The sequence below is a fragment of the Sorangium sp. So ce887 genome, assembly GCF_051521455.1.
In the GTDB taxonomy this organism is placed as follows: Bacteria; Myxococcota_A; Polyangia; order Polyangiales; family Polyangiaceae; genus Sorangium.
This window is the reverse complement of record NZ_CP150354.1, coordinates 9,115,535-9,133,842: the sequence shown is the minus strand read 5'-3', so window position 1 is coordinate 9,133,842 and position 18,308 is coordinate 9,115,535. Positions and strand designations below refer to the sequence as shown.

The window sequence follows — 18,308 nt, the reverse complement described above, 5'->3', positions numbered from 1 at the left end:
CGCGGCCGTGGCGGCGCGATCGACTCCCGCGCGCTTCCGCGAGGCTCTCGCTAGCATGAGCCCTGCACGGCAGCGAGACCCTGCGGGCGGCCTCGCCCGCGTCTGCCGAGGGCGGCGGCGCGCGATCCGCGGCGCGGCCGCGCCCGACGGAGGACGCGCGCGATCCGCGGGGCGTCCAGGGACGCCCGCGACCGGCGCGCTCAGCGGCCGAGCAGGAGCCCCACGACCGCCGCGATCGCGGCGAGGGTCGCGAGGACGGCCGGCGTGCTGAGCTGCGCGCCGAGCCCGCGCAGGCGCCCGCCGCCCGGCGTCGAGGAGCGCGCGAGCGCGTCCGACGGGGGGGGCGTGACGCGGAGCACGCCAGGCGACGCCGCGTCGCCTTCGCGGAGCTCGACGAAGAGCTGGTCGAGCGGGGCGTGCTCGCCGAAGGGGCGCACCAGGCGGAGCGTCACGCCGCCGGTGAGATCCGGGGGCAGCCGGAGCCGCAGCGTCCTCGCAGCGACCTCGGCCGGGGCGCGGTGGGCGCCGCTCCGGGCGCAGCTGTCGCAGCCGCCGCCGTCGCAGCGGGCGCAGGCGACGAGGGCTGGCACGGTGATCTCGATGTCCGCGCGATCGCACGCCCACGCCGCCGGGACCGCGATCGCGAGGCGCCCCCGCGCGCCGTCCGAGGCGTCGAGCCCTCCGCGATCGATCAGCTGCCCGAGCTCGGCTCTGCCCATGGACCTTGTGTGCCGCAGCCGGGCCCCGGCGCCAAGCGCCGGCGGCGGGCGGAGCCTGCCGGCGCCGTCCCGCCGCGCGTTCCTCGAGGAGCGCAGGCCGCGCGGCCCTCACGCGTGCGCGTCGCGCGCCTCGCCGCGGAGCGCGCCGCCGCCGCCCGACGGCGCCCGTCCGGCGCGCAGGATGCCCACCGCCGAGAGCAGGCACGCGAGCGCGAGCAACAGCCCGCCGAGCGAGCCGGGCCGCGTGCTCTCCATCAGCCCCACGACGAGCACCCGCGAAAGCCCGCCGTCCGGCACCTTCGCCGGATCCGACAGGTAGCTGAACACCGCGCCGAGCGCGATCCACGTCGCGTGGACCGTCGCGACCAGCGTGGTCAGCCCCATCGCCGCGATGAACCTGAGCTTCCCGAGCTCCGGCCGCCGCGCGAACTGCAGCGCCGCGCCCGCCGGCCGGCTGGCCGAGGACACCGATCTCGCCGCGTGGCTGTTCACGATCGCCCGGAACCGCTACCGGAGCCACCGCCGCTCCGCCGTGCTCGATCTCGCCCGCGCCGCGCTGTTCTCCCGCGAGCCCGCGCCGGCCGCGCCCGGGCCCGAGGGCGCCGCGGACGCCCGCGCCGAGGTGGCGGCGCTCGAGGAGGCGCTCCGCAGCCTCGCGGCGGGGCACCGCGAGGTGCTGCTCCTCGGCGCCGTCGAGGGGCTCGAGACGGCGCAGGTGGCCCGGGTCCTCGGCCTCCGCGAGGACGCCGCGCGCAAGCGCCTCTCGCGCGCCCGCGCCGAGCTTGCGGCCTGCCTCGAAAAGCGAAATGCTGAGCGGCCCCGGCGGGGATCGATGCCGCCGATCCCCGCCACGGACGCCGCGGACCGAGGCGCGCGGGGAGGTTCCCGATGAAGCCGTTGTCAGAAGAGGATCCGCTGGCGAGAGGCCTCGCCGAGCTGCCGGTCGTCTCGCTCGACCCGGCCCGGGCCGACGCGATCCGGCGCCGCGCCCGCGCCGCGTTCCTGGAGGAGGCGGAGCGCCCCGCGCCGCTCGTGCGGCTCTCGCTCGCCTGGTCGGCGGTGATCCTGCCGGGGCTCCTGCTGAGCTCAGGCGCCGTGTACGCGTGGGATTGCGTGCAGAAGCTCGGGCAGATCTACGGGGGAGGTAGGGGTCGGGCGGCGCCTTCGCTGCGCTGCCCGTGACGGGCGGCGGGCAGCGAAGGCGCGGCGCGCGGGTCAGTTCCCGAGGTCGACGACCTCGAGCCCGTGGTGCCCGAGCGAGCAGAGCGCGCGGTCGCCGTCGAGCGTCACCCGGTAGACGTACGAGGAGAGCTCGGCCTTCGTCTCGTACGTCAGCTCGTCGAGGTCGGACGCGTCGAGGACCGCGAGCGAGGGCGGGCTGTAGCCGGACACGAGGAGGCGCGTCCCGTCCGCGAGGACCGGCGAGGCGTTGCTGAGCTCCGGGATCGGCTTCGTCACGAGCTCGATGCTGCCTTCCTCGAGCCCGCTGGCCACGGTGATGCCGTACGGGGACTCGCCGTTCGGCACGGCGTAGTTCACGTAGGTGTACATGAACACGCGGTCGTCGCCCACGAGCACCTGCCAGATGCCGGTGTCGTCGTCGATCGGGCTCTCGTCGCGGAGGCGCGCGGTCTCGCTGCCGACGTCGAGGAGCTTGAGCGCGCGGCGCATCCCTCGGCAGATCCCGGGTCCCTCCCAGTTCTCCTGGTCGATCGGCTGGAAGCCGGTGTTCTGCGCGAACTCGCTGTAACACGCCTGATAGTTCGGCACCTCGAACTCGACCATCTCGTAATCGATCGTAAGCGCGCGGCGGTTCGTGCCGTCGAAGGCGAGCAGCGAGCCGGGCACGTTGACCGGCGTCAGCACGGCCGGCGAGGACGGGTCGGACACGTCGATGCGGTCGAGGTAGAAGCGCGCCCTGAAGGGGTCCTCCGGCAGCGGCACCCAGTGCGACGTCAGCACGGTGGTGCCGTCGATCTGCAGGCCCGTGTAGCCAGCGCCGGAGGGCAGCGCCACCGAGCGGTGCACCGGGTTCGACGGGTTGGAGAGGTCGAGGACCTCGAGCGTCGTCTCCGCGGGCGCCGGCTGCTGGGCGCCGTTTTCGTCGTAGTAGTAGTACTCCTCGCTGGCGTTGCGGATCACAAGGGTGCTCCCTGCCTGCACCACGGAGTCGCCCGTCGGGATGACGGCGACGGAGTACCCGTACCAGTAGAGCGCGCGGCTGCTGAACGGCAGCTCGCGCTGGCTCGCGATCCGGGGAGATTCGGGGTCCCTGAGATCGATGACGGCGAGGTGCGTCTTGGTCCAGTCCGCGTACGAGGGCCAGAGCAGGGTCGCGTATTGCCCGTGCGCGAAGAGGCGCGCGTCGGCGATGCCGGATCCGTAGCACTCAACATCCGACGCGGAGGTCAGCGCCGCGAGGTCGAGCTTCCCGATCGGCTCGGTGCGGGCCGGATCCGCGGCCGACACGACCTCGAGCTGCGGGCCGCTCGTCCACCAGTCCGCGCTCATGCGGACCACGAGATCGCCGGTGGCGACCGCGTTGCTGACGATCGTCGCGAGGCTGAGGTCGGTGACCTCGACCGGGGCGCCGCGGTCGTCGATGTTGAACGTCCCGACCTCCTGATCGGAGACGGCGAAGAGCCGTTCGTCGTGGACGAAGGCGCGCCGCGCCTGGCCGCGCGCGGGGGCGGAGCCGCGTTTCGTGAGCGTGTCGGTCGTGAAGTCGATGAGCTGGATGCCGCTCTGGTACGAGCCGCAGCCCTTGTCGTCATTGACCTCGAAGCCGCTGTACGGCACGAGGATCGTGCCGAGGTCGTCCAGGATGGTGAAGGCCTTGTGGATCCGGTCCTGGTCCTCGGCGAAGTTCCCCCACGAGCCGCCGAAGTGGATGCGCTCCAGCATCGTCGGGGTCGTGAGATCCGAGACGTCGAAGAGCGAGACGTGGAGCGAGCCCTCGTCGGAGGCGTTGTCGAACCCGAGGGCGAGCAGCCGGTCGCCGCGCGGCTCCATGTGATAGACCCAGCCGGGCATCTCGAGCTCGCCGAGCTGGGCGGGGTGCTCCGGGTCGCTGAGGTCGATGGTGAACAGCGGGTCGGTCTGCTCTGCCGTGATGGCGTAGGCGCGGTCGCCGTCGAAGCGGACGGAGCGCAGCGACTCGGGCCGGGGCAGGGTGAGCTCGGTGTAGCCGAGGGGCGTGAGCTCCTGCGAGGACGCGACGGTGAAGGTCTGGACGCCGGGAAGTGCCGCGTTGTTCCACCACGTGCCGGGCTGGCTGACGACGCGGAGGACGCCCTCGTGCTCATCCATCTGCCAGCGGCTCTGGATCTGGCCGACGGCCTCGACGCTCGTGCCCTCGACGAGGTCGCCGCCGGGGTCGGAGATATCGATGACCTGGATGGTGGAGTGTCCCTCGTCGTCGGAGCCGTTCCACTCGATGCCCGCGACATACATGCGGTCCTGGGTGACGCTCACGCTGCGACGCCACCCGTAGCCGTAGGGGTCGTCGTCTTTGTAGCTCAGCTTGTCGACCACGCTGATCTCGGCGGGGTCGCCGACGGCGAGGGAGGTGACGGTGGTGTTCGGCGAGCTTCCGCACCCCCAGCACGAGTTGTTCTCGAAGGTGACGGCATAGAGCACGTCGCCGACGATGCGCGAGTCGGAGAGGGTGCCCGGCAGGTCGAACGAGCCGATCAGCCGGATATCCGACGGGTCGGAGACGTCGAGCGCCTCGATGCGGCTCGACTCCTCATAGGTGTACTCGCCGGTGTCCGCGTCGTAGAGATACTGCGTCCACGACGAGAACATCGCGTAGACGATGCCGTCACGCAGGTACATCTCGAAGGGCATTCCGCTCGCCCGATAGCGCCCGAGCAGGCTCAGCCGGTCGCGCCGCGAGATGTCGATGACGCTGAGCCCCGCGTACTGCGAGAGCGCGTAGAGCTTGCCGTCCTTGACCTGGATGATGTCGGCCTCGGTGATCGCGCGCTCCGGGTCGTCGTCCGCTCCTTCGTCCGGCGCCCCGGCGCTGTCTCCGGAGCCGGTACTACCGGCGGCGACGACGCTGCCGCCGTCCTCGCCCTCTCTGTCGTCGCTCCCACTCGGATTGCCAGAGATGAAGTCGGTCGGAGCGTCCTCCGGCGAAGGCCCGGTCGCGCCTCCCTTGCTGCAGCCGGCGAGTCCGGCCGATGCTGCTGCCGCCACAAGGACGAGCCAGCCGGCGTAAGTTCTAGACAGGAAGGTCATGGTTCACCTCGTTCACGAAGACACAGGGCGTCATGGCTGCGCCGGTGCGTGTTGCGCTATCCGCGTCCCGTGCACGGCGCATCTAGCAAGCCTCAGGCCAGGCAGAAGACCGCAAAAATGCCCGGATTTCGACGGTGCATGTTCGGCCTGTGCCAGAGTGTGCAGCCCCGTGGGCAGCCGCGGCCGGGGTTCGCCCGCAAAGCGTGCGCCTCGTCGCCGCCGGTGCGCCGTGATCCCGGCTGAGCTTTCATGACCTGGAGGGCGGATCGCGCCCCTTGTGAGAAGCGGCTCGTCACGGCGGGAGATCGCGTTCACGCTTCGAGGACGCGCCGGCCCGGTTCGGTGACGCGGCCATCAAATCCTGGCGCCAGCGGCTGCCGGGTGGCAGGGTCGATCATTGGATAGGAGGCTTGATTATGGATCTGTTCAACAAGCGTCATCGGCTCGTCGTTGCGATGCTTCTGCTCTTCGTCCCCCTGCTCACCGGCGCCAAGGGCAAGGGCTGTCAGGGCCCGGTCGAGGGCGGCGGATCTGGGCCTGGGGGCGGCGGGTCTGCGGGTGGCCCGCCTGGGTCCTGCGTGGTGACCGGCTGCAGCAGTCAGGTCTGCTCGGACGAGGACGTGGTCACCGACTGCGAGTTCCGCGAGGAGTACGCGTGTTACCCGAAGCACGGCGTATGCGAGCGGGGCGAGTCGGGCGAGTGCGGCTGGCGGGCGACGCCGGAGCTCGAGGCGTGCCTCGGGGGCGGCGAGCCTGCCCCGTGCGTGGTGACCGGCTGCAGCGGTCAGGTCTGCGCCGATGCCGACGACGACGTGGTCACCACGTGCGAGTGGCGCGAGGAGTACGCGTGTTACGCCGATCACGGCGTGTGCGAGCGGGGCGAGTCGGGCGCGTGCGGCTGGCGGGCGACGCCGGAGCTCGAGGCGTGCCTCGGGGGCGGCGAGCCTGCCCCGTGCGTGGTGACTGGCTGCAGCGGGCAGGTCTGCGCGGACGAGGACGTCATCACCACGTGTGAGTTCCGCGAGGAGTACGCGTGTTACCCGAAGCACGGCGAGTGCGAGCGGGGCGAGTCGGGCGAGTGCGGCTGGCGGGCGACGCCGGAGCTCGAGGCGTGCATCGAGGCGGCCTCCGGCGACAGGACGCCGGCCAGCGGGCGCTGCATCCGGAACAGCGGTGATGCGTGCACCTCGGACGCCGATTGCGCCATCGGCGGCTGCGGCTCGGAGCTCTGCTACAACCCTGCCGTGAGCGGCGGGGCCTCGACCTGCGACTGCACGAGCCCGGGGCTGTCCTGCGGCTGCGTGGACGGCGCCTGCACCTTCTGGAACTGAGGCCGGCACCGAGGCGGCGGGGGCGCTCGGATACGACATCTTCGACTCGGTAGAGCTCCCCTGAATTCGTCGCCACCACGCGCCCGATCGGCCCGTCCGAGAAGGTCGATTGCGCAATCCACCTGTTGCGAAGGCCTTCTTCGCTGTTGCCCATCATGCAGCGTATTGTCGGCTCGTTGAGCGAATTCGGTCTGAACCGAAGCCCTACTCGCTCACGAGCCGCAGACCCACCGGCAGCCCCTCTCCGAAGAACGCCGCGCGCTCGGCCTCCTCCACGGCCACGACCTCGCGCACCGCTCTGACCCACGCCTCGGGCGCGCCCGCCTTGACGAGCCGCCGCTCCACCTCGCCGCGGATCCGGTCCGAGACGTCGCGCGCCCGGTCGCCGGTCCTGCGCGCGAGCTGCACCGCGGCCGGCGCGGCGGACGGCAGCTCCTGCCACTTCTCGCGCATCAGGTGGTCGAGCCACCGCTCGGCCGCCGCCGGCGACACCACATGATGAACGCTCGCGTAGGCCGGGACGCGCGCCCCGATGCGGCCGATCGCCGCCCAGAGCCGCGCGTCGCGGTCGGTCCACGTGCGCTCCAGGATCCAGGCGCCGAGCTCGCTCCGCCGCCCGGCGGGCACGCGCTCGAGCGACGCGCAGAGCTCGAGCAGATCGTCGAGCGCCTCCGGCTTCACGCCCTTCGGCTTCTTCAGCCGCTGCTCGGCCGGGGCCAGGAACGGATCCGCGAGATCCCGGATCGCGACCTGCAGCGGCTCGTCGAGGCCGCCCGCGATGCGGCGCCACGCGATCCAGAACTGCTGCCAGGAGCGCGCCTCCTGCGGGAACGCGAGCCGCTCGGCGAAGAGCGGCGCGATCGCGGCGACGCGCGCCGGATCGCCCGCGTCGCCGAAGCCCGGGCGCAGGCAGTAGCCGGCGAGCGACCAGAACACGCGCTCGTGGTCGGCCGAGCGCCGCCGCGAGCGCGCGCTCGGCGCGAGGGTATCGAACAGCGCCCGCGCGGTCTCGGTCGTCCAGGTGGCGCGCTCGCTGAGGACGCGCTCCAGCTCGCGGACGAGGTTCTTCACCTCCCGCGGCGCGACGTCGGGCCGCCCCTTGCCGAACACCCGCTCGATCGCCTCCCGCGCCTCCTCGAGGCGCCTCCCGCCCAGCGTCGCCGCGGCGGGAGGCCTCGCCTGCGCCCGCTCCGGGGCGCCCCCCTCGGGGGCGCCCCCCTCGGCAGCGCGCGCGCCGCGGCCGTCCTCGCGCAGCTGGAACGCCAGCCGGAAGCGGCGCGGCGCCGGGACGCCCACCTCGACGCAGGCGAGATCCAGCGTGCCGATCGCGGTGAGCTCTCCCTCGATCTGGACGCGCACCTCGGCCTGCTTGCCCGCCGCGGCGCGCGCCGCGTCCCCCGCGTCGAACGCCACGGCGACCGGCGGCAGGGCCTCGAACCGGTCCTCCTCGAGCGGGACGAGGTCGCCCGCGCGATCGGCGCGCGCGTCGTCCGACGCGAACAGGTCGAACCGGACCGGGCGGCCCACGGCGAGCGCGAAGGTCCGTCCGGCCGCCGCGTGCACGCTGCCCTCCTTCGCGCCGCGCGGCACCACGCAGACCGCGGGCCGCGGCCCCCCGCCGGCGGGCGGCTCCAGGCCGACGTAGTAGCCGCGCGCCGCGCCCCCCTCGATGCGCACGCCGCGGCCCGCGAGCGCGAGGCCGTACGCGACCGCGCCCCGCGCCACCGCGAGGTCGGGGTCGGCGTGCGGGAGCACGTCGAGCCGCGGGCCGCCCCAGCGCTCGATGACCTGCGCGAGGCGCTCCGCGACGCGGCGCGCGCGGAAGACGCCGCCGTTCAGGAGCAGCGCGGTCGGCCCCCGCGCCTCGGGGGCGTGGCGCGCGAAGAACCAGGCCACGTGCCGGGTGATCGCCGCGTCCCGCTCGTAGGGCAGGCCGAACGCGACGAGCCCGCTCCGCCCGCGCTGCGGCCGGGCGTCGCGCGGCGCCTCCGGGAAGAAGCCGTCGAGCACGATCCCCTCGACCTCCTCGCGGCCGAGGCGCGTCGTCAGCGCCCCGCCCACGAGCCGCGCGCCGTGCGAGAGCACGGTGACCGGCGCCTCGTCCGGCGGGGCGGGCGCGTCGCGGCTGCCGGCCGAGGCGACGCTGTTGGCCGAGGCGACGCCGCTGGCCGAGGCGCCGCCGTCGAGCAGGCGCTCCTTGGCGGCGCGGCAGGCGAGCACGAGCTGCCCGAAGCGCGCCGGGTCGAGCTTCTCCCCCGTGCCGCCGACGAGGCGCGGCTCGCACAGGTGGGCGAGCGCGAGGTCCATGTTGTCGCCGCCGAGCAGGAGGTGGTGGCCGACGGCGACGCGCGAGACCTCGACCGGGCGGCCCTCGGCGGCGCGTGCGACCCGGATGAGCGACAGATCGGTGGTGCCGCCGCCGACGTCGCAGACGAGGACCGTCGCGTCGCCGCCCGAGCGGGCGAGCAGCGCGTCGAGGCCCTCCGCGCCTGCGAGCCGCATGAAGTCGTAGAACGCGGCCTGCGGCTCCTCGAGGAGCCGCGCCGAGAGGCCGGCGCTGCGGGCCGCCTCGACGGTGAGCTCGCGCGCGACCTGATCGAACGAGGCCGGCACCGTGAGCACGACCTCCTGCGCCGCGAGCGGGCGATCCGGGAAGGCGTCGTCCCAGGTGCGCCGCACGTGGGCGAGGAGCCGGGCGCTCGCGTCGAGCGGCGAGACGCGCGGCAGGGAGGCCGCGTCCTCGGGCGCGCCCCACGGCAGGATGGGCGCGGTGCGGTCGACGGTGGGGTGGCAGAGCCAGCTCTTCGCCGAGGCGATGAGCCGGCCGGGGACCTCGCCGCCGCGCCGGCGCGCGTGCTCGCCGATCGCGAAGGGCGCGTCGCCGAACGGGTCGGCCGGCGCCTCGCCGGGGAGGGGCGCGTAGAGCAGGGAGGGCAGCAGCGGGCGCGCCTCGACCTCGGTGGCGGTCACGAGCTGCGGGATGGAGAAGACGCGGATCGCGCCGGGCTCGGCGTCGCGCTCGGCCCATGCCACGACGGTGTGGGTGGTGCCGAGGTCGATTCCGACGATCAGGCTCGGGTTGTTCGCGGGGGCGGACATGCGTGCGCGCAGCAACGATACTGGATCGCCGCCGCGCCTTCCGCAGGTCCGGCGCGCGGCCGCGTCGGCTCGCACCCGCGTCGGACGTCGGCGGGCCGCCGCCGGCGCTTCTTCCGGGCGATGCCCCGTGCTAGAGGCGCGAAATGCGAGCGAACCGAGCGATCTGGCTTGTGGTCATGGGCGTCCTTGCGGCGGGGTGCGGGTCGGCGAATGCCGAGATGTCGCTGGCGGCGAGCGCCACGCCGCCGCCTCCGCCTCCGCCGGCGCCCGTCCAGCCGGCGGCGCCTGCCGAGGCGGTCATCGAGGGGGATCGCATCAAGATCGCCCGGCCGATCTTCTACGACCTCGACAAGGACGAGATCCGGCCCGAGTCGTTCTCGGTCCTCGACGCGGTGGCGCACATCCTGAGGACGCACCCGGAGATCACCGCGCTGACGGTCGAGGGGCACACGGACAACCAGGGGACGGTGGAGCACAACATCAAGCTGTCCGAGCGCCGCGCGAACGCCGTGGTCCGCTACCTCGTCCAGCGCGGCGTCACGACGCCGATGACGGCGCCGGGGTACGGCGCCGCCGCGGCCATCTGCTTCACGAACGACGAGGGCTGCCGCGCCATGAACCGACGCGTGGAGTTCCGTATCAAGACGAAGTGACCGCGGGGCATGTCGCGCGATCGTGGTTAAGCCATCACGGGAATACGCGCGCAGAGTGCGACGCGCCGGTTCGAACAACTCATTGCATTGGGTGGTGCTGTCATTTGCCCAGAGAGGTTCCACACGAAGGCGGGAAGGCGGGAAGGCAGGAAGATCGTTCAGGTTTTCTTCCCGCCTTCCCGCCTTCATGTTCAAATGACTGCACCTCCTTGCATTGCGTGGCGCGCCCCCACCCGCGGAGAAGCGTTGTGTAAAATTCTCCCCGCGTCGCAATCCTGGGTTGTCTGCCGCACACCGGCGGTGGCGTGGAATGCCCCCGGATCCCCGCATTCCCCCCGGAAAACCGCCGCCGGACGCCGCCGCAGGCCCCGTTGACAACCGGAGGCGCCGGGATCTAGAGTGGCGGCCCTCTGAGCTTGCTCGGAGGCCCCAAGCCCAACACTCATCGGCACCGACCCGGGGCAGCTCTGCCGCCGGGTTTTTTTCTGTCGCTGATGGGGAAGAAGCCCTCCGCTTTCGACCCAGCTTTCGACTCCACCGAATCCACGGAGACCGCGCGTCCATGAGCAATCAGTACGGCCACTTCGACGACGAGAGCCGCGAGTACGTGATCACCCGGCCCGACACGCCGCTGCCCTGGCTCAACTACCTGGGTTCGGACGAGATGTTCGGCCTCTGCACCAACACGGCGGGCGGCTACACGTTCTGGAAGGACGCCAAGCTGCGCCGGCTCACCCGGTATCGTTACAACAACGTGCCCATGGACGTCGGCGGGCGCTACCTCTACGTGAACGACGGCGGGGTCGTGTGGAACCCCATGTGGAAGCCGGTCAAGACGGCCCTCGATCGCTACGAGTGCCGCCACGGCCTGGGATACACGAAGATCACGGGCGAGAAGAACGGCGTCGAGGTGGAGGTGCTCTTCTTCATCGTCCCCGGCGAGAACGTCGAGATCTGGCGCACCCGGGTCACGAACAAGAGCGGCGCGAAGAAGGATATCCAGCTCTTCTCCTTCCAGGAGTTCTGCTTCTTCGAGGCGCTCAACGACATGACGAACTACCAGCGCACCTACTCCATCGGCGAGGTGGAGATCGAGGGGAGCGCCATCTACCACAAGACCGAGCTCCGCGAGCGCCGCTCCCATTACACGCTCTTCGGCTGCACGCGGGCCGCCGACGGGTTCGACACGAGCCGCGACGCCTTCTGCGGCAGCGTCCACCACGGCCTCCACGAGGCCCAGGTGCCGGCCAGGGGCAAGGCCACGAACTCCAAGGCGTTCGGCTGGAACCCGATCGGCAGCCACCAGGTGAGCCTCTCGCTCGCGCCCGGCGCGAGCGAGACCCTGAGCTTCGTGCTCTCGTACGTGGACCAGGGGGACCTGCCGAAGTTCAAGGCGCCCTTCGTCATGAACAAGCAGAAGGGCAAGGAGATCCTGGCCAAGTACTCGGCGCCCGGCGCCGTGGACGGCGCGTTCGCTCAGCTGAAGGACGACTGGGCCGGGCTGCTCTCGAACTTCCAGGCCGACTGCCCGGACGAGCACGCGCGGCGCATGCTCAACACCTGGAATCAGTACCAGTGCATGGCGACCTTCAACCTCTCTCGGTCGGCCAGCATGTACGAGACCGGCATCGGCCGGGGCATGGGCTTCCGCGACTCGAACCAGGATCTCCTGGGCTTCGTGCACCTCATCCCCGAGCGCGCCCGCCAGCGCATCCTCGACATCGCCGCCACCCAGCTCAGCGACGGCACCTGCTACCACCAGTACCAGCCGCTGACGAAGAAGGGGAACGCCGACATCGGCGGCGACTTCTACGACGATCACCTGTGGCTCATCCTCTCCACGTGCGCGTACATCAAGGAGACCGGCGACAGGGCCATCCTCAAGGAGGCTGTGGGCTACGCCGACAAGCAGGGCTCCAAGGAGGACCTCCTGCACCACCTGGAGACGTCCATCGCGTACACGATGAAGAAGCGCGGCCCGCACGGCCTGCCGCTGATCGGCCACGCGGACTGGAACGACTGCCTCAACCTGAACTGTTTCAGCACCGAGCCCAACGAGAGCTTCCAGACCGCGGGCGACGTGAAGGACTCGAAGGCCGAGTCCGTGATGATCGCCGGCCTCTTCCTCTACGCCAGCCGCGAGATGGCCGCCCTGTACGACTGGATGGGCCAGAAGCCCGACGCGGAGCGCATGCGCGAGCAGTACGCGGAGATGCTGGCCGTGGTCGAGAAGGAGGCCTGGGACGGCGAGTGGTACCGCCGCGCCTATGACGCCGAGAGCCGGCCGGTCGGGACCAACGAGAACGAGGAGGGCAAGATCTTCATCGAGAGCCAGGGCTGGTGCGTGCTGGGCGGCGCCGGCGCGGACAACGGCCGCGCCAGGCAGGCGCTCGAGAGCGTGCACAAGCACCTCTACACGAAGAACGGCATCGTGCTGCAGCAGCCCGCGTACTCGACCTACCACCTCGAGCTCGGGGAGGTCACCTCGTACCCGCCGGGCGTGAAGGAGAACGCCGGCATCTTCTGCCACAACAACACCTGGATCCACCTGGGCTGGTGTCTGCTGGGCGAAGGGGAGCGCGCGCTGGAGTACTATCTCTCCATCTGCCCCTCGGCCAAGGAGAGCCAGATCGAGACCTACCGGGCCGAGCCCTACGTCTATGCGCAGATGATCGCGGGCAAGGACGCCCCGGTCTTCGGTGAAGCGAAGAATGCCTGGCTCACCGGCACCGCGGCCTGGACCTTCGTGTCCGTCAGCCAGGGGATCCTGGGCGTGCAGCCCCAGTACGACGGCCTGAAGCTCGATCCCTGCGTGCCCAAGGCCTGGAAGAGCTTCTCCATCTCCCGCCGCTTCCGCGGCGCCACCTACGAGATCAGCGTCAAGAACTCGGGGGTGTGCAAGGGCGTGAAGAAGCTCACCGTGGACGGCAAGACCGTCGCGGGCAACGTGATCCCCCTGGCCCAGGCCGGCAAGACGGTGCGCGTCGAAGTCGAGATGGGCTGAAGGGCCTTACCGGAGCGCGCCGCGCGCTGGCCGCGGCGCGATCCATGCAAGGCTCGTCGCAAAAGCTCGTCGCAAAGGCTCGTCCGACAGAGCCTGATCGCCCTGAGCCAGGGCGACCCACCTCCCGTTCAACATGACCCGCTTCACGCGGCGCATCGCGCGGATGTCCGCCAGCGGGTCGCCCTCGACAAGGACGAGGTCGGCGAGCTTGCCCGGCTCGACGCTGCCGAGCCGGTCGTCGGCGCGGAAGAACCTGGCGTTCTCCAGCGTGCCGGCGACGAGGACCGCCATGGGCGAGAGGCCGCTCTCGACGAGCAGCTCCATCTCGCGCTGGTAGGCCCATCCTCGCTCGGCGCCCGGCACCGTGCCGTGGGAGCCGACGACCCCCCGCACGCCTGCGCGGCGCGCGGCGTCTGGCCCGTCGAGCATCGGCCCCGTCAGGAAGAGCCGCGGCACCGGGCCGAGCCGGCGCGCGGCGTCGTACGCCTCGATCGAGTTCCCCGGATCGCGCAGCGAGGTGACGCCGCGCTGGAGGACGAGGCCAGGCAGCCCGTCGTCGCCGCCGATGTGGAAATGCGCGTCGATGAGGCCGGGCAGGACCCAGAGCCCCGCGTCGCGGACGATCTCCGCGCCGGCCGGGACGTCCGTGGCGCCGCGCGCGCCCGCGGCCACGATGCGGTCGCCGCGGACCACGACGACGGCGTCCCGCACGGGCGGCCCTCCACGGCCATCCACGAGCGTCGCCCCGACGATCGCCACGGAATGCGCGGCGTCCGGCCGCGCGAGCGGATTGATCTCCCGCGCGGGCAGGGGCTTCGGCTGCCCTTCCGGCGAGGGCCACTGCACGGGCGTGCTCGCGCAGGCGCACAGGCCCGCGAGCGCCGCCAATAGACACACGCGCAACCGATAGCTCATCGTGCCCTCCCCGTGTCCCCGGACGCGCGACGAGCCGCGCGCGTCGCCGGAGCCCCGCGACCCGCGTGGGGCCGTGTCACTCTCGCCCAGCGCGCGCGAACGCAGGGCGAAGCCCGATTCCGCGATCGTGCGTGCCTCTGGCGTCGCACCTCTGATCATAGCATGTCCGGGCCGCAGGGCCGCTATCACGAGCGCTTTCCAACTTCCACCTTCAAGTCGAAGGCGCGCTCCCGGCGATGTCCGCCGCCATCTCCAGATTCGTTCGATGCATCGAGACGCGCCGACCCCGCGGCCACCGCCGTGCGCGCCGATGGCCTGTCCGGGCTCCGTCGCGCGGCGTTCCGTGGAGCACAAGGTGGCTCGGAACTCGCGACTTGCTGGATTCGGCGCGACGCCCGGGTGCGGTCGCGGGGCGCCGCGCGCGTGAGCCGCGAGCACCGTGGCTGCGGCTCACGCGCGCTCGGCGCGCGACGGCGACTACGGCGCTGTACGGCGCGGCGCCGGAGTCAGGCGATTCCTGAGCCGTTCCGGCGCTGCCGGGCTCGTCCGAGGAGCTCATGCCATGGTGTCTTGCTCGCCTGGACCGGACGGAGCGCGGGCAGTCGGTTCTGTGCGCCGCATCGAAGATAGTTGAGCGTCACAGCCGGGGTGGAGTAGTGTGCCACCGCTGGCGCGCGGGATATGCCGCGACCGGCAGGTCCCGTTGGGACCGGCTGACGAAGCGATTCTCGAAGACTTGCGCTTATTCAAGCGCGCTGGAGGACATCATGCGTAAAATTAATCTTGTTAGCGTTGGCTCGGTGGCTCTCATCCTGGGCGCGACCGCGTTCTCCGCGGGGTGTGGGGACGACGGCGACGCGGGGACGGGCGGCGGGACCACCGCAAGCAGCACGACCAGCACGTCCGGGACGACCGGCACGGGCGGTGACGGCGGCGAGGGTGGAGCCGGCGAGGGTGGAGCCGGCGAGGGTGGAGCCGGCGAGGGTGGCGCCGGCGAGGGTGGAGCCGGCGAGGGCGGCGCCGGCGAGGGCGGCAGCGGCGCGGAGTGCGTGACCTGCTCGGCGCCCCTGCTCCTCGGGGCCGACCCGGCGAATTTGTGCGCTTCCTCGATGGAGAAGTACGAGGCCGTCACGGCGTGTCTCTGCGAGGCGTGTGGCGCAGCCGAGGGGGATGCCTGCTATGCCTCGTGCACCACGGAGGAGGTGCCGGACACGGCGTGCACCACGTGCGGGCAAACGGCGGCCGCCGTTGGCGGCGCGTGCGAGGCAGAGGGCGCCGCGTGTCTCGCGGACAGGGGCGAGTGATCTCGACGCGCTGAGGTCCCGGGGTTCGGCCCGGCCGACCTCCGGCGATTCGCGCCGCGGCCGCAGGGGAAGGCTGGACGCCTGCCTCCCCTGCGCCGCGTTGTCGCGTCGCTGAGCGCGGTCTACGGGGCGGTGATCTCGAAGCGTGTGACCCAGTTGCCGAAGACGTCCTCGCGCTTCACCGTGGGCGCCTGGGGGTCGATCGTGAGCGTGCGCGAGAGCACGCGTTGATCCCAGTCGTACATCGGGCAGAGATGCAGCTTGTGCACGCTGCGCTCGACCGGGCGATCATAGGTATATTTCGTCGTGTGGACGACGCGGAGCTTGCGAGTCGTCCGGGTCATGTCGTGTCCTCGGTGGGCTCTCCTCGACCCGGGCGCCCGGGTCCTCGCCCGTTCGCGCGCCGGGCGCGCGTGCGCCGGGCGGGTAGGGCGCGCCCAGCGGCCGGGCGGATGCGGCTCGGCCGGCTCCGGGTCGCTCCCGGCGCCGGCGCGCCGCCCGTCACGTCTCGGTGCGCACCGACAGCTCGACCCGCCAGCGCTCGTTCGGCTTCTGCGCCTCGCGGGGGATCGCCTCCAGGAGCAGCGTCCCCACCTCGGTGACCGAGGCGCGCAGCTGCACCGGCACCATGTCGCCCTCGCGGCGGCCCTCGGTGGGCAGGGTGACCTCGATCGGGGAGAGCTCCTCGAGCTCGCCGGGCTTCCAGGCCTCGAGCTCGGCCCCGGCCTGGTCGTCCCGGCGCACCGACGAGCTGAAGAAGCGGAAGCGCACCGGCTCGCCGACCACCACGCCGAACTCCTGCGGCGGCAGCGTCGCCTCGGTGCCCTCCTCCATGCCGAACGGCGCGAGGCAGAGCGCCGTGATCGGCGGCTCCAGGCCGGGCACCGCGGGCACGGCCCCCTCGATGCCCACGTAGTAGGCCCGCGCCGTCCCGCCGCGGATCCTGAGCCCCCGGCCGCGCCGGGCCAGGCCGTAGGCGGCCGCGCCGCGCGCGACCGCGAGATCCAGGTCCTCGGTCGGGAGCACCCGCGGCCGGGGCGCGCCGTCCTCCTCGAGCCAGGCGCCGAGCGTCGCGATCAGCCGCTCTCGCAGGGCCGCGCTCTTCATGACGCCCCCGTTGAAGAGCACCGCCGTCGGGTGCAGGAGGAGCGGCGCGCGGCCGGCCTCGGCGCCCTCCGCTCCCCTCGGGACGAAGCCCTCCAGCTTCGATGTCGCGCCGGCCTGCCGCCCCAGGAACGCGGCGAGGTGGCGGGTGATCGCCGGGTCCTGCGCGTACGGCAGGCCGAGCTGCGTCAGGCCGGCGCGCGCCCGGGTCGCGGGGCGCGCGGAGGACGGGACCTCGGGGAAGAACCCGTCCACGAGCGTCCGCGTGATCTCGTCGCGCGTGAGCTCCGTCCGGATCGACGCCCCGAGCAGCTTCGAGCCGCGGCCGGCGATCACGATCGGCGCCTCGGTCATCGACGGATCGCCGAGCAGCCGCTCCTTCGCGACGCGCGCCGCGTGGGTGAGCGACGCCATCTGCCAGCGGTCGAGCTCCTTGCCCTCGGCCGCGAGCTTGGCCTTCACGACGTGCGCGAGCGCGAGGTCCATGTTGTCGCCGCCGAGCAGGATGTGGTCGCCGACCGCGACGCGGACGAGCTCGAGCGAGCCCTCGCGCGGGACCGCGGCGATCGCCGAGAAGTCGGTGGTCCCGCCGCCGACGTCGACGACGAGCAGCACGTCGCCCGGCTCGAGGTGCTTGCGCCACGCCTCGCCGGCCGCGTCGATCCAGGCGTACACGGCCGCCTGCGGCTCCTCGAGCAGCGTGAGGTCCTCGAACCCCGCGGCGCTCGCCGCCTCGACGGTGAGCTCGCGCGCGGCGGCGTCGAACGACGCGGGCACGGTGATCACGAGCTCCTGCTTCGCGAGGGCGAGCTCGGGATCGTCCTTCGCGAGCTGGTGGTCCCACGCCTCGGTGAGGTGCTCGAGGTACCGCCACGACGCCTCGACCGGCGAGATCTTCTCGATGTCCTCGGGCGCGCCGATCGGCAGCGTCGGCCCGCGCCGGTCGATGCCCGGGTGGCACAGCCAGCTCTTCGCGCTGGAGATGAGGCGCGCCGGCGCGTCGACCCCGCGGGCGCGGGCGTGCTCGCCGACCGCGAAGCGCCGCTCGGCGTCCCACGGCAGCGCCTGGAAGCCCTCGCTCTCGTGGGGGATGTACATGAAGGAGGGCAGGAGCGGCCGCGGCTCGAGCGTGCCCTGCGCCACGAGCTGCGGCACGGCCATCACCTCGGGCGACGGCGCGAGCCGCGGGTCGGCTCCGTCCTCGGGGAGGCGCGCGTAGGAGAGCGCGCAGTGGGTGGTGCCGAGGTCGATGCCGATGATGTAACGCGCGCTCACAGCTCGACCTCCGCGGGGGCGAGGATACTGGCGTCGTGGCCGGCGACAGGCGTCGGCAGCGACAGCTCGTCGGCGCGCCAGCCCCGGTGGCGCAGCACCCCTCTGTACGGCGCGCTCCCGGACACGTTGCCGATGAGCTTGATCTCGGACGGGTTGTAGCCGGACTCCAGCGTCACCTTCGCCCCCTCCTCCTCGCGCCGCACGGGCGTGAGCTTCGCATGGCCGCGCAGCGCCTTGCGGCAGCCCTCATGGACCATCCTCGCCGCCACCCCGACGTCCGCGTCGCCGAAGGAGGCGATGTCCTGCTCGAGGAAGTCGACAAGCCGCCCTTCGCGCTGGAGCAGCGAGAGCAGCTGGAGCGCCGAGCTCACGCCGGGCGCTGCCGCGGGGGCGAGGGCGGGCTTGGGCGCCGGCTCGCTCTCCGCGGCTTCGGGCGCGGGCGCCGCGCCGCCTTCTCGAGCTCGCTCGAGCTTCTGCGGCTCGGCTCGCTCAGCTGGCGGCAGGGCGGCGGCCGCCTCGCGCGCCTGCCAGGCCCGCGCGGCGAACCGAGGATCGAACAGCACGCGGAAGAAGCATGCGAAGGCGAACCAGAGCCGCGTGGACCAGGAGAGCGGGGGATCGTGGAGATCGGCCACGGCGAGAGCCTAACGCCGGGCGTC

Annotated in this window: 14 protein-coding genes; 6 read left to right on the top strand and 8 right to left on the bottom strand. The window is 72.4% G+C overall.

The genetic code is table 11. The annotated features are described in order from the left end of the window. Positions 1–200 precede the first annotated feature (200 nt). Entirely contained in the window at positions 201–719 is a 519-nt protein-coding gene (locus WMF36_RS34140; RefSeq protein WP_437574979.1) for a hypothetical protein, read from the bottom strand. 108 nt (positions 720–827) lie between these two features. Beyond that, positions 828–1,103, bottom strand: a complete 276-nt coding sequence (locus WMF36_RS34135) for a hypothetical protein (protein ID WP_437574978.1) — start codon at positions 1,101–1,103, stop codon at positions 828–830. Positions 1,104–1,110: 7 nt separating this feature from the next. Between WMF36_RS34135 and WMF36_RS34130 the strand changes: the two genes are divergently transcribed. Both WMF36_RS34130 and WMF36_RS34125 read left to right on the top strand, forming a co-directional pair. Continuing rightward, entirely contained in the window at positions 1,111–1,611 is a 501-nt protein-coding gene (locus WMF36_RS34130) for an RNA polymerase sigma factor (RefSeq protein ID WP_437574977.1), read from the top strand. Then, positions 1,608–1,901 carry a hypothetical protein gene (locus WMF36_RS34125; RefSeq protein WP_437574976.1) on the top strand — a complete coding sequence of 98 codons (294 nt, stop codon included), beginning with the start codon at positions 1,608–1,610 and terminating at the stop codon, positions 1,899–1,901. Before WMF36_RS34130 ends, WMF36_RS34125 begins: the two co-directional genes overlap by 4 nt. Before the next feature lie 33 nt (positions 1,902–1,934). On the opposite strand, the gene WMF36_RS34120 is transcribed toward WMF36_RS34125, so the two are convergent. Further along, a complete protein-coding gene (locus tag WMF36_RS34120) occupies positions 1,935–4,964 on the bottom strand; it encodes a beta-propeller domain-containing protein (RefSeq protein ID WP_437574975.1) in 3,030 nt (1,009 codons plus the stop codon). Between the two features lie 416 nt (positions 4,965–5,380). Between WMF36_RS34120 and WMF36_RS34115 the strand changes: the two genes are divergently transcribed. Next, entirely contained in the window at positions 5,381–6,295 is a 915-nt protein-coding gene (locus WMF36_RS34115) for a hypothetical protein (RefSeq protein WP_437574974.1), read from the top strand. A 204-nt stretch (positions 6,296–6,499) separates the two neighbouring features. On the opposite strand, the gene WMF36_RS34110 is transcribed toward WMF36_RS34115, so the two are convergent. Beyond that, a complete protein-coding gene (locus tag WMF36_RS34110; protein WP_437574973.1) occupies positions 6,500–9,394 on the bottom strand; it encodes an Hsp70 family protein in 2,895 nt (964 codons plus the stop codon). 143 nt (positions 9,395–9,537) lie between these two features. On the opposite strand from WMF36_RS34110, the gene WMF36_RS34105 reads away from it, so the two are divergent. Both WMF36_RS34105 and WMF36_RS34100 read left to right on the top strand, forming a co-directional pair. Further along, positions 9,538–10,047 carry an OmpA family protein gene (locus WMF36_RS34105; protein ID WP_437479573.1) on the top strand — a complete coding sequence of 170 codons (510 nt, stop codon included), beginning with the start codon at positions 9,538–9,540 and terminating at the stop codon, positions 10,045–10,047. Between the two features lie 562 nt (positions 10,048–10,609). After that, positions 10,610–13,051, top strand: a complete 2,442-nt coding sequence (locus tag WMF36_RS34100; RefSeq protein ID WP_437574972.1) for a GH36-type glycosyl hydrolase domain-containing protein — start codon at positions 10,610–10,612, stop codon at positions 13,049–13,051. A 6-nt stretch (positions 13,052–13,057) separates the two neighbouring features. Here the strand turns inward: WMF36_RS34100 and WMF36_RS34095 are convergent, their stop codons facing one another. After that, positions 13,058–13,966, bottom strand: coding sequence for an amidohydrolase family protein (locus WMF36_RS34095; protein WP_437574971.1), 909 nt, complete (start codon positions 13,964–13,966; stop codon positions 13,058–13,060). Between the two features lie 800 nt (positions 13,967–14,766). Here WMF36_RS34095 and WMF36_RS34090 point away from each other — a divergent pair. Continuing rightward, positions 14,767–15,270 (top strand): hypothetical protein, encoded by a 504-nt coding sequence (locus WMF36_RS34090; protein ID WP_437574970.1) that lies wholly within the window; start codon positions 14,767–14,769, stop codon positions 15,268–15,270. Between the two features lie 122 nt (positions 15,271–15,392). Here the strand turns inward: WMF36_RS34090 and WMF36_RS34085 are convergent, their stop codons facing one another. From WMF36_RS34085 to WMF36_RS34075, 3 genes are all read right to left on the bottom strand, one after another. Beyond that, the gene (locus WMF36_RS34085; protein WP_437574969.1) at positions 15,393–15,614 is read right to left on the bottom strand and encodes a transglutaminase N-terminal domain-containing protein; all 222 of its coding nucleotides are present in this window, start codon (positions 15,612–15,614) and stop codon (positions 15,393–15,395) included. Between the two features lie 157 nt (positions 15,615–15,771). Continuing rightward, on the bottom strand, positions 15,772–17,649 hold the full coding sequence (locus tag WMF36_RS34080; RefSeq protein WP_437574968.1) for an Hsp70 family protein: 1,878 nt from the start codon (positions 17,647–17,649) through the stop codon (positions 15,772–15,774). Next, positions 17,646–18,284, bottom strand: a complete 639-nt coding sequence (locus WMF36_RS34075; RefSeq protein WP_437574967.1) for a DUF2760 domain-containing protein — start codon at positions 18,282–18,284, stop codon at positions 17,646–17,648. The genes WMF36_RS34080 and WMF36_RS34075 overlap by 4 nt, the downstream gene beginning before the upstream one ends. Positions 18,285–18,308 lie beyond the last annotated feature (24 nt).

What these genes read in the sequence shown, in the direction of transcription:
- WMF36_RS34140 (WP_437574979.1), bottom strand. Translation starts at nt 719, where the DNA reads ATGGGCAGAGCCGAGCTCGGGCAGCTGATCGATCGCGGAGGGCTCGAC.
- WMF36_RS34135 (WP_437574978.1), bottom strand. Translation starts at nt 1,103, where the DNA reads ATGGGGCTGACCACGCTGGTCGCGACGGTCCACGCGACGTGGATCGCG.
- WMF36_RS34130 (WP_437574977.1), top strand. Translation starts at nt 1,111, where the DNA reads ATGAACCTGAGCTTCCCGAGCTCCGGCCGCCGCGCGAACTGCAGCGCC.
- WMF36_RS34125 (WP_437574976.1), top strand. Translation starts at nt 1,608, where the DNA reads ATGAAGCCGTTGTCAGAAGAGGATCCGCTGGCGAGAGGCCTCGCCGAG.
- WMF36_RS34120 (WP_437574975.1), bottom strand. Translation starts at nt 4,964, where the DNA reads ATGACCTTCCTGTCTAGAACTTACGCCGGCTGGCTCGTCCTTGTGGCG.
- WMF36_RS34115 (WP_437574974.1), top strand. Translation starts at nt 5,381, where the DNA reads ATGGATCTGTTCAACAAGCGTCATCGGCTCGTCGTTGCGATGCTTCTG.
- WMF36_RS34110 (WP_437574973.1), bottom strand. Translation starts at nt 9,394, where the DNA reads ATGTCCGCCCCCGCGAACAACCCGAGCCTGATCGTCGGAATCGACCTC.
- WMF36_RS34105 (WP_437479573.1), top strand. Translation starts at nt 9,538, where the DNA reads ATGCGAGCGAACCGAGCGATCTGGCTTGTGGTCATGGGCGTCCTTGCG.
- WMF36_RS34100 (WP_437574972.1), top strand. Translation starts at nt 10,610, where the DNA reads ATGAGCAATCAGTACGGCCACTTCGACGACGAGAGCCGCGAGTACGTG.
- WMF36_RS34095 (WP_437574971.1), bottom strand. Translation starts at nt 13,966, where the DNA reads ATGAGCTATCGGTTGCGCGTGTGTCTATTGGCGGCGCTCGCGGGCCTG.
- WMF36_RS34085 (WP_437574969.1), bottom strand. Translation starts at nt 15,614, where the DNA reads ATGACCCGGACGACTCGCAAGCTCCGCGTCGTCCACACGACGAAATAT.